Here is a 12936-nt window from a genome sequence, read left to right on the forward strand (position 1 = left end):
ACTACGCATTCTCCCGGATGCCCGCGAAGAGGTCGGACTCGGGGAGGGAAGTGTCCACCAGCGACTTCGCCAGCTCGTACTCCTCGGTCGGCCAGACCTCCTTCTGGATCTCCATCGGGACGCGGAACCAGCCGCCGTCCGGGTCGATCTGCGTGGCGTGCGCGATCAGCGCCTTGTCACGGATCTCGAAGAAGTCCGCGCAGGGAACGTGCGTGGTCAGCGTGCGTTCGGTGCGCTCGAACTCCTTCCAGCGCTCCAGCCACTCCCCGTAGGGGGATTCCAGGCCGCGGGCGAGCAGCGCCTCGTGCAGGGCGACGGTGCGCGGCTTGTTGAAGCCCTGGTTGTAGTAGAGCTTCTGCGGCTGGTAGGCCGGGCCGAACTCGGCCTCCGGGTACTTCTCGGTGTCCGCCGCGCCCTCGAAGGCCACCATGGAGATCTGGTGGGTCATGATGTGGTCGGGGTGCGGGTAGCCGCCGTTCTCGTCGTACGTGGTGACGACCTGCGGCCGGAAGGCGCGGATCTTCTTCACCAGGCGGCCGGCGGCCTCGTCGACGTCGGCGAGCGCGAAGCAGCCCTCGGGCAGCGGCGGCAGCGGGTCGCCCTCGGGCAGCCCGGAGTCGACGTAGCCGAGCCATTCCTGCTCGATGCCGAGGATCTCGCGGGCCTCGTCCATCTCCTTGGCGCGGACCTCGTGGATGTGCTCCTCGATGTACTTGTCCCCCTGGAGCTTGGGGTTCAGGACGGAGCCGCGCTCACCGCCGGTGCAGGTCACCACCAGCACGGGCACCCCTTCGGACACGTACTTGGCCATGGTGGCCGCGCCCTTGCTCGACTCGTCGTCGGGGTGGGCGTGGACGGCCATCAGTCGAAGCTGCTCGGTCAAGACAGGATCCTCTGGTACTCGTCTGGCAAACGGGAAGGCCGGTGGGCGCCTTCTATAGTCACTCCTCCCCTCAACAAACGGAGACGAGGGAGATTCCCGGCACACTCGTCCCGGGGGACGGGGCCCCGCACGCGGTGCCCGTGTACATGCGGTGCGACCAAGGTAATGCGTGCCCGGGCCGCCCTTCGCCGGTTTTTCCGGGCCCTCGGATTCCGCTTTCACCGCCCGCGCCGACGGCCCCCTGATTCCGCCCCGGGGCGGGGGGCGTGACATCCTCCCGTTACGGTGACCGGACCGCAGGAGTGCGCCTTCCCGGCCCTCGCGAAAGGAACGATCGATGAGCACGGTGCGCGAAGGACTGCCCGAGGGTCGCTACGGCCGGTCGGCGGACGAGCGCGCGGACCGCAAGCTCAAGATCGTCGGTTCCGTGCTCGGGGTCGGGCTGCTGGGCGTGGTCGGCTGGATCGGCTGGGACTACGTCGGCGGGCAGACCGTCAGCGCCGAGGTGATCAAGTTCCAGATCGTGTCGGACAGCGAGGTCAAGGTGCATCTGGAGGTCCGCAAGGACACCGGGGTCACCGGGGTCTGCACCCTCAGTTCCCAGGACGAGGGGCACGGCGAGGTGGGCCGCGCCGACTTCACCTTCGGGCAGCGGGACGCGCGCGTGGACGAGGTCGTCTCGCTGAGGACCACCGGGCGGGCGACGACGGTCGAGCTGGTCGGCTGCCAGGCCGCCGGCGCCGCCTCGTAGGCCGTCCCTCTCGGATCCTGCCGGGTCGCGCCCCCTCCGGGGATCGTGACCCCCGCCACCGACCGGTACTGACCGTTCCCGATCGGTGACGCCCATTACGGATCGATACCGCGCCACGCCCGGGAAGTTTGCCCCCGCACCCCGTACCAAGCGTGTGACCTGCGACGCCACGCGGTACGGCGACGCCCGATGACACACTTCATACAGAGGGTGTCCTCCCCCTTTTCTTCCCGAATTGTTAGGCTCGTGGTTTCGTCCGCCGCTGGCGGCTTTGAAGTCCCCTGTACCGACGAGGAGCACCCGTGACCCAGACGAGCGAGAGCGTCACCTGGCTGACCCAGGCGGCGTACGACCAGCTGAAGGCAGAGCTGGACTACCTCTCTGGTCCCGCACGCACGGAGATCGCGACGAAGATCGCAGCTGCCCGTGAAGAGGGCGACCTGCGTGAGAACGGCGGTTACCACGCGGCCAAGGAGGAGCAGGGCAAGCAGGAGCTCCGGGTCCGCCAGCTGACCCAGCTCCTGGAGAACGCCAAGGTCGGCACCGCCCCCGCGTCCGACGGCGTGGTCGCCCCCGGCACCCTCGTCAAGATCGCCTTCGACGGCGACGAGGACGACACCATGGAGTTCCTGCTGGCCTCGCGCGAGTACGCGTCCTCGGACTTCGAGACCTACTCCCCGCAGTCCCCGCTGGGCACCGGCGTGATGGGCAAGAAGATCGGCGAGGACGCCTCGTACGAGCTGCCCAACGGCAAGACGGCCGCCGTCAAGATCCTCGACGTCAAGCCCTTCACCGGCTGAGCATCCGCACACGCCGAGAGCCCCCGCCCGGATCGGATCCGGGCGGGGGCTCTCGCGCGTACGGGCTCCTGCCTCAGTTGGCCGCCCGGCGGTACTTGCGGACCGCGAGCGTGCGGAAGGTCGTGACGATCACGACCGACCAGATCAGCGAGGCCCAGACCGGGTGGACCATCGGCCAGGCGTCGGACGGGGAGACGCCGGGATTCCCGAAGAGCTCCCGGCAGGCCTGCACGGTGGCGCTGAAGGGGTTCCACTCCGCGATGGGCTGGAGCCAGCTCGCCATGTTCTCCGTGGGCACGAAGGCGTTGGAGATGAACGTGACGGGGAAGAGCCAGATCAGCCCGCCCGAGGTGGCCGCCTCCGGGGTGCGCACCGACAGGCCGATCAGCGCGCCGATCCAGGAGAAGGCGTAGCCGAGCAGGAGCAGCAGGGCGAAGCCGCCCAGCGCCTTGGGCACGCCCTCGTGGATGCGCCAGCCGACGAGGAGCGCCACGATCGCGAGGACGACCATGGTCATCGCGGTCTGCACGAGGTCGGCGAGGGTACGGCCGGTGAGGACCGCGCCCCGGGCCATCGGCAGCGAACGGAAGCGGTCGATCAGGCCCTTGTGCATGTCGTCCGCGATGCCCGCGCCCGCGCCGGCCGTGGCGAAGGTGACGGTCTGCGCGAAGATGCCGGCCATCAGGAAGTTCCGGTAGGCGACGGGGTCGGTCGAACCGCCGATCATCATCGAGCCGCCGAACACGTAGCTGAACAGCACCACGAACATGATCGGCTGGATCAGCCCGAAGATGACCATCTCGGGAATCCTGGTCAGGCGGATCACGTTCCGCCGGGCGATGACCAGGGAGTCGCTCACGCCGCTCACTTCACCTGCTCCTTCCGCGCCGCGCCGCCCTCGGTCCCGGCCGGGGTGTCTTCCGGGGCGCCGCTGCCCTCGTCCCGTTCGGCCGCGTGGCCGGTGAGCGAGATGAACACGTCGTCGAGGGTGGGCCGGCGCAGTCCGATGTCGTCGATCTCGATGCCCCGGCCGTCGAGTTCGCGGATGACCTCGGCGAGCAGTTTGGCGCCGCCGGACACCGGGACGGTCAGCTTGCGGGTGTGTTCCTCGACGGTGGCCTCGCCCTTGCCGAAGCCGGCGAGCACCGCGCGCGCCGTGGCGATGTGGTCCCGTTCGTGGACGACGACCTCCACCCGCTCGCCGCCGGTACGGGCCTTGAGCTGGTCGGAGGTGCCGCGCGCGATGACCTTGCCCTGGTCGACGACGCAGATGTCGTGGGCGAGGTGGTCGGCCTCCTCCAGGTACTGGGTGGTGAGCAGCAGGGTGGTGCCCCCCGCCACGAGTTCCTGGATGATGCCCCACAGTTGCTGCCGGTTGCGGGGGTCGAGTCCGGTGGTCGGCTCGTCCATGAACATCACGGGCGGGCTGACGACGAGCGCGGCCGCGAGGTCGAGGCGCCTGCGCATGCCGCCGGAGTAGGTCTTGGCCGTCCGGTCGGCGGCCTCGGTGAGGTTGAAACGCTCCAGGAGTTCGGCGGCCCGGGCCTTCGCCGCCTTGGAGTTCATCTGGTAGAGCCGGCCGACCATGTGGAGGTTCTCGCGGCCGGTCAGGTACTCGTCCACCGCCGCGAACTGGCCGGAGAGACCGATCGATCGGCGGACCTGGTCGGGGTTCTTCAGTACGTCGATCCCTGCGACGAGGGCTCGGCCGCTGTCGGGTTGGATGAGGGTGGTCAGGACGCGCACGGCCGTGGTCTTGCCCGCGCCGTTCGGGCCGAGAAGACCCAGGACGGTTCCTTCGGGAACATCGAGGTCCACGCCGTCCAGAGCCCGTACGTCACCGAAGGTCTTCACCAGACCTTCGGCGTAGATGGCGCCTGGCATGAGGATTCTCCCAGAGCGAATCGGGTGTTTCCCAGACAAATCTTAGGGGCGGGACGCGAGTTCCGCCCGGCTTTCGCGACGACCCGCACCGCCCGTCTGCACGGGCGCGCACCGGCCGAGCCGGTACCGTATCGCGTCATATCGCGTACCGCCACGGGATTGAGCGTTCCGCTCGGATGTACGAGGCCCGAAGAGCCCCGCCTCGAACCCCGAGAGACCCGCGACCTCAGCTCATGACCGTGTACCCCGCGGCGTGCAACGACCGCGCGACCTGGGCGCAGTGCTCGGGCCCCTTGGTCTCCAGGTGCAGTTCCACTTCCACCTCGGTGAGCCCCAGCCGCGGGTCGGTCCGGACGTGGCTGACGTCCAACACGTTCGCGTCCACCGTCGACAACACCCCGAGCAGACCGGCCAGCGCCCCGGGCCGGTCGCTCACGCGCAGCCGCAGCGAGAGGTAGCGGCCGGCCGCCGCCATGCCGTGCCGCAGGATGCGCTGGAGCAGCAGCGGATCGACGTTCCCGCCGGACAGGACGGCCACGACCGGGCCGCCGCCGTACAGTTCGGGCTCGCTCATCAGCGCGGCGACCGGACTGCAGCCGGCCGGCTCGACCACGAGCTTGGCCCGCTCCAGGCAGAGCAGCAGGGCGCTGGAGAGCGCGTCCTCCGACACCGTGCGGACGTCATCGAGGAGTTCACCGATGATCTTGAAGGGGACGTCGCCGGGTCGGCCGACCTTGATGCCGTCCGCCATGGTGTTCGGGTTGTCGATCGACACCGGGTGCCCGACCTTGAGCGAGGGCGGGTACGCGGCGGCCCCCGCCGCCTGCACGCCGATGACCTTCACGTCGGGCCGCAGCGCCTTCACCGCGACGGCGACGCCGGCGGCGAGCCCGCCGCCGCCGATGCCGACGAGGATCGTGCGCACCTCGGGGCACTGCTCCAGGATCTCCAGGCCGACCGTGCCCTGACCCGCGATGATGTCGCGGTGGTCGAAGGGGTGGATGAACACGGCCCCGGTGCGGTCGGCGTGCTCTTGGGCGGCGGCGAGGGTCTCGTCGACCACCTGCCCGTGCATGATCACCTCGGCGCCGTACTCCTGGGTCGCCGCCACCTTCGGCAGCGGCGCCCCCACGGGCATGAACACCGTGGAACGCACGCCCAGGAGGGACGAGGCCAGCGCGACGCCCTGCGCGTGGTTGCCGGCACTGGCCGCGACCACGCCGGCGGCGCGCTGCTCGGGGCGCAGGCCCGCGATGCGCACGTACGCCCCGCGCAGCTTGAAGGAACCGGTCCGCTGGAGGTTCTCGCACTTGAAGTGGACCGGCGATCCGGTCAGCGCGGAGAGGTGCCGACTGCCTTCCATCGCCGTGACCCGCGAGACGCCCGACAGCATCTTCTGGGCCCCCCGGACGTCGTCGAGGATGACCTGGGGGACGGGCGTGGGCACGCGGTAGTTCATGTGGCCAGTCTCGCAGCCCGCGCCGATCGGGGCGCAGGACGTCGCACCCGTGAGACGCGGCCCGCGAAAGGGGGACCGGGACGCCGCCGCCGGCGGCACGCCGACTTCGGCCGCCGCCGCGGGCGGCACACCGCCCGACCGGGGAGCGCACCGACCGGGGGCGGGATCACGCCAATCGCCGCGGCGCGGTACCGCGTCCGGCGATGGTCGTATCAGTTCTCGTACGAGGCGTACGAGCCGCCGCACGGCCGCGTACTCTGTCCCCCATCCTTGTCGGACCCACGCGAAGAGAGCCCACGGCCATGCCCTCCATCCCGGCCAGTTCCGACCTGCCCACGGTGGCCGAAACGCCCGCCGAAGCCGGTCTCCTCGACGCGCTCCAGCACCAGGTGGCGGTCTTCGCCCGTCGGGCGGAGCAGACCCGCCTCGGCGGAGTCGGTCAGGCCCGCAACTCGATGGACCGAGCCGCCTACCTGCTGCTGAACCGACTCGACCTGGAAGGTCCGATGGGCGTCAAGGCGCTCGCGGGCGGCATGGGCATCGACTCGTCCACCGTGACCCGCCAGGTGGCCCCGCTCGTCGACGGCGGCCTGGTCAAGCGGACCTCGCACCCCGAGGACGGCCGGGCCGTGGTGCTCGCGCTGTCCCCGCGCGGGCTGGCGCGGCTGGAGGAGGTCCGTTCCTCGCGGCGCGAGCTGATGGCGCGGGTGACCGACGGTTGGACGGAGGAGGAGCGCGAGTCCTTCACCGGGCTGCTGACGCGTTTCAACCTGTCGCTGTCGGAGCTGATGGCCTCCGTCGCGGACGCGGGCCCCGCTTCCTGAACCCCGCCGCCGTCCGGGCCCCGGGCCCGCCCGCCGCACCGTACGGATTCGGCCGTGTCCGACCCCTTGACCAAGGCGGTGCCCCCGGCCGCACTATGTGAGCCATGGGGGTTGTGGACCACCGGGCAAGGCCCTACGCGGAGTTCGAGGCCTTCGTCGCGGGTGCGGCGGGCCGGCTCCTGCACGTCGCGATCCTGCTGACCGCCGAACCCGAGGACGACCCGGCCGTCGCCCGCCGGCTCCTCGCGGGCGCCCTGGCCCGTACGTACGCGGACTGGCGCAGGCTGCGCGGCGACGACCCGTACGACCACACGCGGCAGGAACTGTGCGCCGCGTACGCCCGCACCGCCCGCCGCCGGCCCTCCGGTACGGGGCCGCTCGCGCGGCTGGTCCCGCTGGAACGGCTCGTCCTGGTGCTGCGGGTGTACGAGGGCGTCGCGGAGGAGGTCACCGCGGCGCAGCTCGGGCTGCCCGCCGAGCGGGTCCACGCCCTGTGCAACCGGGCCGTCGCGGCGCTGCGGGACGCTGCGCCCGACCCCGGTCGGGAGGCGGCGTGAGCGCCTTCCCCGACCGCAAGGCGGCACGGGTGCGGGAGTTGATGGAAGGTCCCCACCCGACGGTGCCGGTCGGGCTGGCGGCCGCCGCGGCGGCCCGCGGGGACCGGCTCCTGCGCCGCCGCCGGGCCCTGCGCCGGTTCGGTTGGACGGTGCTGTGCGCGGCGGCGCTCGCGTTCACGGTGTGGGCGGTGCTGACCCGGCCGTGGGCGACGCCGCCGAGCGATGTCTCCCCGCCCCTGGAGGGCTGGTGACGACCGCCCGGCGGCGGCATCCGGCGAAGGGGCGGCTCAGCCCAGCGCGCGGGTGAGGTCCGCGATGAGGTCGTCGGCGTTCTCGATGCCGACCGAGAGGCGGATCAGGTCCGCCGGGACCTCCAGGGCCGAGCCGGCCACCGAGGCGTGGGTCATCCGGCCCGGATGCTCGATGAGGGACTCGACGCCGCCGAGGGACTCGGCCAGGGTGAAGATCTTCGTACGGCCGCAGACCGCGACGGCCTCCTCCTCGCCACCGGCGACCTGGAAGGAGATCATCCCGCCGAAGTTGCGCATCTGCTTGGCGGCGACCTCGTGGCCCGGGTGCTCGGGCAGGCCCGGGTAGAGGACCTTGGTGACCTTCGGGTGACGCGCCAGCACCTCGACGATCTTCGCGGCGTTCTCCGCGTGCCGGTCCATGCGGACGGCGAGGGTCTTGATGCCGCGCAGCACGACCCACGAGTCGAAGGGTCCGGCCACCGCGCCCATGGCGTTCTGGTGGTAGGCCAGCTCCTCGCCGAGCGCCTCGTCGGCCGCGACGAGGGCGCCGCCGACGACGTCGGAGTGACCGCCCATGTACTTGGTCAGCGAGTGCACGACCACGTCGGCGCCGAGCGCCAGGGGCTGCTGGAGGTACGGGGACGCGAAGGTGTTGTCCACGACCAGCTTGGCGCCGGCGGACCGCGCGATGTCGGCGACCACGGCGATGTCCGTGATGCCGAGCAGCGGGTTGGAGGGGGTCTCGACCCAGATCACCTTGGTCTTCGGCGTCAGGGCCGCCCGCACGGAGTCCGGGTCGGAGGTGTCGGCCACCGACCACTCGACGCCCCAGCGGGAGACGACCTTCGCGAAGAGGCGGAACGTGCCGCCGTAGGCGTCGTTCGGGATGACCACGTGGTCGCCCGGGGAGAGCAGCGTACGCAGCAGGCAGTCCTCGGCGGCGAGCCCGGACGCGAAGGCGAGACCGCGTCGGCCGCCCTCCAGCGCCGCGAGGTTCTCCTCCAGGGCGGTGCGCGTCGGGTTGCCGCTGCGGCTGTACTCGTAGCCCTCGCGCAGTCCGCCGACGCCGTCCTGCTTGTACGTGGACACCTGGTAGATCGGGGGCACGACCGCGCCGGTCCGCGGGTCCGCCGTGTTGCCCGCGTGGATCGCGCGGGTCTCGAAGCTCTGGTGCTCGTGGCTGTCGTCGCTCATGGGCAGATGCTATGCCCCGTTCGGCGGTGGTTCCTCTCGTGCCCCGACCATCGGGCCTGGCCAGTGAGGCATTGGCCTTGGCCCGGGTGCGTCTGGTTCGCTTGGAGGCATGGAGATTCTGTGGTTCCTCTTCGCGATGGGCCTGCTCGTGGCCATCGCCGCCCCCTACATCCGGCGCCGGCGGGGCGGCGCGCGGCTGGTCGCGCCCGGCAGCCCGGACGCCGCCGACCCCGCGAACTACGGGTTCGACCGGGAAGAGGAGCTGGACATCCGCGTTCCCGGGCCCGACCAGGACCTGATGGACGCCCTCGACAACGTCGAGCGCACCGGCCGGTGGCAGGCCGCCTCGCAGCTGCTCGCCGGGACCCCGACGGAGGGCGAACAGCGCTGGCAGCGCGTCCAGGCCTTCGGCGGTGCGGCGGCGCTGGACCTGGTGCGCCGGCCCGGGGAGGGCGCGCAGTGGCTGAAGGCGTGGCGGCTGGAGGCGCCGAAGGACGCGGGCGGCGCGCAGGTGCACGCCGAGCTGCTGGTGCAGCAGGCCTGGCGGCACTCGGGCGGTGTCGGCTCCGAGGACCACCGGATCATCCTGGAGGAGGCCCTGGAGGCCTGCCGGCGGGCTGCCCTGCTCGCGCCGGGGGATCCGGTCCCGTACATCACGGAGCTGGCGATCGGCCGGGCGCTGGGCTACTCCGAGGCGGAGTACGACGCGCTGTGGGCGAAGGTCATCGACCGGGCCCCGCAGCACATGGGCGCGCACCTGGCGGCCCTGAACTACTGGTGCGAGAAGTGGCACGGCTCGCGGGAGAAGGCCGACGCGTTCACGCACGCGGCGGCGGCCCGCGCCCCGCAGGGTTCGCTGCTGGCGGCCCTGCCGCTGTTCGCGGTGTACGAGCACCTGCCCGAGGTCAACTTCGTGTCGACGTTCTGGCAGAGCGCGGTCGTCACCCGGGCCGTGGAGGGCGCGATGTACGCGGTCCGCACGGCCCGCGCGGACGACCCGATGCTCGCCCACGTACGGCACCTGCTGCTGATGTTCCTGGTGAGCATGGAGCGCTGGGCGGAGGCGATGGAGCAGGTGCGGCACGTGGACGGGTACGTCGGCGCGCTGCCCTGGTCGGCCTCGTCGAACCCGGCGGCGGCGTACGCGGTGTACCGGGCGTTGGCGGTGGCCGGCTACGAGGCCAACGGCGGCTCGCCGGCGACGCTGCCGCACTGACGCGGGGCGGCGGGGCGGGCTGCTGCGGGCGCGGTGGCCGCGGGGCGGTGCGGGAATCCGGTGCGGGAACCCGTCGCGGGTACCCGGTGCGCCCGGTACGGGAATCCCGGGCCGCCCTTGTCCGTTGTTCCCACTACCAAGGAGGCGACCCATGTTCTCGTACCGCCGCACGCCCGAGCTCCCGACCCGCGAAGAAGCCCTGCGGGGCCGCTCGGAACCGCTCTTCTCGCTGCCGTCCGCGCACACCGTGCTCGGCAACCCGCTCGCGGGCCCCTACCCCGCGCACCTGGCGGTGGCGGACTTCGGCCTGGGCTGTTTCTGGGGCGCGGAGCGCAAGTTCTGGCAGACCCCCGGGGTGTGGACCACCCTGGTCGGCTACCAGGGCGGGTTCACGGAGAACCCGACGTACGAGGAGGCCTGCTCGGGGCAGACCGGCCACACCGAGGTCGTGCGGGTGGTCTTCGACCCGGCACTCGTCTCGTACGCGACCCTGCTGAAGCTGTTCTGGGAGTCCCACGACCCCACGCAGGGCTTCCGCCAGGGCAATGACGTCGGCACCCAGTACCGCTCGGCGATCTACACCCACTCCCCCGCCCACCAGGCGGAGGCCGAGTCCTCCCGCGAGGCCTACCAGCGGGTCCTGACGGCCGCGGGCCACGGCGACATCACCACCGCCGTCCTCCCGGCGTCGGAGCGCCCGTTCTGGCCGGCCGAGGCCTACCACCAGCAGTATCTCGACCGCAACCCCGGCGGGTACTGCGGCATCGGCGGCACGGGCGTCAGTTGCCCGATCGGCGTGGCCCAGGCTCCGTCGGCCGGCGCCTGAGCCGTCCCGCGCGAACGCCCCGGTCCGCCGCCGCACCCGCGGCGGCGGACCGGGGCTTCGTCATGCCAGGGTGATGTGGGGGCGGGCCCAGGAGGTGTGGTCGAAGGCGGAGTTGGCGTTGGCGTCCTGCACCACGAGGTGGAGGAGGCGGACGCCGGTGACGTCGAGGTCGATGGCCGTGGGGCCCGAGGCGCCCGTGAGCGTCGGGGTGGTCAGGAGGGTGCGGCCGTCGCCGCGGACCACGGCGCGGGTGGCGCCGGCCGCCGACTGCTTCGTCGAGAAGTCGTCGATGCCGACGAGGGCGGTGAAGCGGGCCGCGCGGCCGCCGAGGTGGTAGACCACCTCGGACGGGGCGTGCACACCGAGCCCCTTGGCGTACGTGACGCCGCCGAAGGCGATCGGGGTGCCATCGCCGCCCTCCTTGCGGCCGTTGGAGCGGTCGATCTCCACGGGGCCCCAGCCGTTGGTCGCCGACACCCACGGGAGGTCGCTGAGGTGGCCGTCCCGGGTGGGCGGCGCGGGGAGCGGCGTGAAGGGGTGCGCCGCGGTGAAGCGGAACGCGCCCGTGTCGGCCCGGGCCGTCAGGACGGCCGGACCGGAGCCGGGGGCCGGCGCGGTGATCTTCCAGGTGGTCGTCAGGCGTGCGCCGGGGGCCAGGGAGGCCGCCGTGACCGGGCCGGTCGCGGTGGCCGTCCAGCCCGCCGGGACGGTGAGGCCGACCCGGGCCTGCGGCCAGGCGCGGGAGGTTCCGTTGGCCAGGGTGGTGGTGGCCGTGACGCCGTCCGAGGCCACCGTGAGGCCCCAGGGGCGGCGCGGGTGGGCGTCCGACCAGGACGACCGCAGCAGGGCCGTCAGGGAGGCGACGACGGCCGGGTTCGCCGCGGCCACGTCGCGCTGTTCGCCGAGGTCGGCGGCCAGGTCGTACAGCTCGAACCGCCACTGCGCGTCGGGCGCGGTCCGGTCCCGCTCGGGGGCGAACCGGACCCCCTTCCAGCGGTCCTTGCGGATCGCCTCCGCGACCTTCTTGGCCCGCCCGCCGTCCTGGGCGTTGGCCCGGGCGGTGACGCCCGGCTCGTCCCGGTACCAGTACAGGTGGTCGTGGAGCGGGGCCGTCGCGGCTGCTCCGGTGAGGACGGGTGCGGCCGAGAGCCCGTCGATGTCGGCGGGGGCCGGGGCGCCCGCGAGGTCGGCGAGGGTGGGCAGCAGGTCGTACAGCGGGGTGGGGCGGGCGCTGACGGTGCCGGGGGCGATCCGGCCGGGGCTCCAGGCGATCAGCGGGACGCGTACGCCGCCCTCGTACAGGTTGCGCTTGTAGCCGCGCAGCGGGCCGTTGGCGTCGAAGAGGTCGGGGTTCACCCCGCCCTCCTCGTGCGGGCCGTTGTCGGAGGCGATCAGGACCACGGTCCGGTCGGCGACGCCGTGCGCCGTGAGCCGGTCGACGACCGCGCCGACCTGGGCGTCGAGCAGGCTGATCTGGGCGGCGTGCGCCTTGTTCTCCTGGGTCCAGCTCCGGGCGGCGTACGCGCCCACGTCGGGGACCTCGCTGGGGGCGTGCGGCAGGTTCGGGGTGAGGACCAGCAGGAAGGGGTCGGGGCCGGCGGCGTGCGCGTCGATGAAGCCGAGGGCGCTCTCGGCGATGACGGTGGGCGCGTAGGTGCCGGCCGGGAGGGTCTCCTTGGCGCCGTTGCGCCACAGGTAGGAGGGGCGGTACTGGTGGGCGTGGCCGTGGTCGATGTACCCGTGGAACTCCTCGAAGCCCCGGGCGCCGGGGTGGCTCGGCTGGTCCCCGGCCTCCGGCCCGAAGCCCCACTTGCCGAACAGACCCGTACGGTAGCCGCGCGCCCGGAGCACCTCGGCGAAGGTGGTGTCGCCGGCGCCGAGGGCGCCCTGGCCGCCGCTGTCCGGGTTGGCGCGGACGGCCGCGTGTCCGGTGTGCAGGCCGGTGAGCAGGGCGGCCCGGGAGGGGGCGCAGACGGCGGCCGCGGCGTAGGCGTCGGTGAACCGCAGCCCTTCGGCGGCGAGGCGGTCGATGCGCGGGGTGGTGATCAGTTTCTGGCCGTACGCGCCGAGGTCCCCGTATCCGAGGTCGTCGGCCAGGATCACCACCAGGTGGGGCGGCGCGGTGTCCTCGGCCGCCGGCGCGGGCGCGGCCTGCGCCGCCCGGGGCAGGGCGGCGAGGCCCACGGCGGCCGCGGATCCGGCGAGGAAGTGACGGCGGCTGGGCATCGCGAACTCCTGTGGGACGGAAGGCTGGTGAGGCGATCGTCCGCACGGCGCGCCGGCAAGACCAT

Annotated in this window: 13 protein-coding genes; 7 read left to right on the forward strand and 6 right to left on the reverse strand. The window is 72.6% G+C overall.

All coding sequences use genetic code 11. The features are described from left to right. Position 1: 1 nt before the first annotated feature. The gene (gene mca / locus OG906_RS13640; protein ID WP_329442842.1) at positions 2-883 is read right to left on the reverse strand and encodes a mycothiol conjugate amidase Mca; all 882 of its coding nucleotides are present in this window, start codon (positions 881-883) and stop codon (positions 2-4) included. 337 nt (positions 884-1220) lie between these two features. On the opposite strand from mca, the gene OG906_RS13645 reads away from it, so the two are divergent. Further along, a complete protein-coding gene (locus OG906_RS13645) occupies positions 1221-1634 on the forward strand; it encodes a DUF4307 domain-containing protein (RefSeq protein WP_329442844.1) in 414 nt (137 codons plus the stop codon). 302 nt (positions 1635-1936) lie between these two features. Beyond that, positions 1937-2434: a transcription elongation factor GreA gene (greA, locus tag OG906_RS13650; RefSeq protein ID WP_053682166.1), complete on the forward strand. Its 498-nt coding sequence runs from the start codon at positions 1937-1939 to the stop codon at positions 2432-2434. Positions 2435-2507: 73 nt separating this feature from the next. Here the strand turns inward: greA and OG906_RS13655 are convergent, their stop codons facing one another. From OG906_RS13655 to ilvA, 3 genes are all read right to left on the reverse strand, one after another. Continuing rightward, entirely contained in the window at positions 2508-3302 is a 795-nt protein-coding gene (locus OG906_RS13655) for an ABC transporter permease (protein ID WP_329442848.1), read from the reverse strand. Next, entirely contained in the window at positions 3299-4318 is a 1020-nt protein-coding gene (locus OG906_RS13660; protein WP_329442851.1) for an ATP-binding cassette domain-containing protein, read from the reverse strand. Before OG906_RS13660 ends, OG906_RS13655 begins: the two co-directional genes overlap by 4 nt. A gap of 226 nt (positions 4319-4544) precedes the next feature. After that, positions 4545-5777, reverse strand: coding sequence for a threonine ammonia-lyase (ilvA, locus tag OG906_RS13665; protein ID WP_267802402.1), 1233 nt, complete (start codon positions 5775-5777; stop codon positions 4545-4547). Between the two features lie 302 nt (positions 5778-6079). On the opposite strand from ilvA, the gene OG906_RS13670 reads away from it, so the two are divergent. From OG906_RS13670 to OG906_RS13680, 3 genes are all read left to right on the forward strand, one after another. Further along, on the forward strand, positions 6080-6601 hold the full coding sequence (locus tag OG906_RS13670) for a MarR family winged helix-turn-helix transcriptional regulator (protein ID WP_267802403.1): 522 nt from the start codon (positions 6080-6082) through the stop codon (positions 6599-6601). A 104-nt stretch (positions 6602-6705) separates the two neighbouring features. After that, complete coding sequence (locus OG906_RS13675; RefSeq protein ID WP_329442859.1) at positions 6706-7158, forward strand: sigma factor-like helix-turn-helix DNA-binding protein; 453 nt, start codon at positions 6706-6708, stop codon at positions 7156-7158. Next, on the forward strand, positions 7155-7409 hold the full coding sequence (locus tag OG906_RS13680) for a hypothetical protein (protein WP_385639317.1): 255 nt from the start codon (positions 7155-7157) through the stop codon (positions 7407-7409). Before OG906_RS13675 ends, OG906_RS13680 begins: the two co-directional genes overlap by 4 nt. Positions 7410-7445: 36 nt before the next feature. Here the strand turns inward: OG906_RS13680 and OG906_RS13685 are convergent, their stop codons facing one another. Then, complete coding sequence (locus tag OG906_RS13685) at positions 7446-8603, reverse strand: cystathionine gamma-synthase (RefSeq protein ID WP_267802404.1); 1158 nt, start codon at positions 8601-8603, stop codon at positions 7446-7448. A gap of 109 nt (positions 8604-8712) precedes the next feature. On the opposite strand from OG906_RS13685, the gene OG906_RS13690 reads away from it, so the two are divergent. Both OG906_RS13690 and msrA read left to right on the forward strand, forming a co-directional pair. Further along, on the forward strand, positions 8713-9819 hold the full coding sequence (locus OG906_RS13690) for a hypothetical protein (protein WP_267802405.1): 1107 nt from the start codon (positions 8713-8715) through the stop codon (positions 9817-9819). Positions 9820-9970: 151 nt separating this feature from the next. Then, positions 9971-10645 (forward strand): peptide-methionine (S)-S-oxide reductase MsrA, encoded by a 675-nt coding sequence (gene msrA, locus OG906_RS13695; protein WP_267827692.1) that lies wholly within the window; start codon positions 9971-9973, stop codon positions 10643-10645. Between the two features lie 60 nt (positions 10646-10705). Here msrA and OG906_RS13700 read toward each other — a convergent pair whose 3' ends face one another. Next, positions 10706-12871 (reverse strand): sulfatase-like hydrolase/transferase, encoded by a 2166-nt coding sequence (locus OG906_RS13700; RefSeq protein WP_329442863.1) that lies wholly within the window; start codon positions 12869-12871, stop codon positions 10706-10708. Between the last annotated feature and the right edge of the window lie 65 nt (positions 12872-12936).

The sequence above is a fragment of the Streptomyces sp. NBC_01426 genome (assembly GCF_036231985.1).
In the GTDB taxonomy this organism is placed as follows: Bacteria; Actinomycetota; Actinomycetes; order Streptomycetales; family Streptomycetaceae; genus Streptomyces.

What these genes read in the sequence shown, in the direction of transcription:
- OG906_RS13670 (WP_267802403.1), top strand. Translation starts at nt 6,080, where the DNA reads ATGCCCTCCATCCCGGCCAGTTCCGACCTGCCCACGGTGGCCGAAACG.
- OG906_RS13675 (WP_329442859.1), top strand. Translation starts at nt 6,706, where the DNA reads ATGGGGGTTGTGGACCACCGGGCAAGGCCCTACGCGGAGTTCGAGGCC.
- ilvA (WP_267802402.1), bottom strand. Translation starts at nt 5,777, where the DNA reads ATGAACTACCGCGTGCCCACGCCCGTCCCCCAGGTCATCCTCGACGAC.
- OG906_RS13700 (WP_329442863.1), bottom strand. Translation starts at nt 12,871, where the DNA reads ATGCCCAGCCGCCGTCACTTCCTCGCCGGATCCGCGGCCGCCGTGGGC.
- OG906_RS13690 (WP_267802405.1), top strand. Translation starts at nt 8,713, where the DNA reads ATGGAGATTCTGTGGTTCCTCTTCGCGATGGGCCTGCTCGTGGCCATC.
- msrA (WP_267827692.1), top strand. Translation starts at nt 9,971, where the DNA reads ATGTTCTCGTACCGCCGCACGCCCGAGCTCCCGACCCGCGAAGAAGCC.
- OG906_RS13685 (WP_267802404.1), bottom strand. Translation starts at nt 8,603, where the DNA reads ATGAGCGACGACAGCCACGAGCACCAGAGCTTCGAGACCCGCGCGATC.
- OG906_RS13660 (WP_329442851.1), bottom strand. Translation starts at nt 4,318, where the DNA reads ATGCCAGGCGCCATCTACGCCGAAGGTCTGGTGAAGACCTTCGGTGAC.
- OG906_RS13645 (WP_329442844.1), top strand. Translation starts at nt 1,221, where the DNA reads ATGAGCACGGTGCGCGAAGGACTGCCCGAGGGTCGCTACGGCCGGTCG.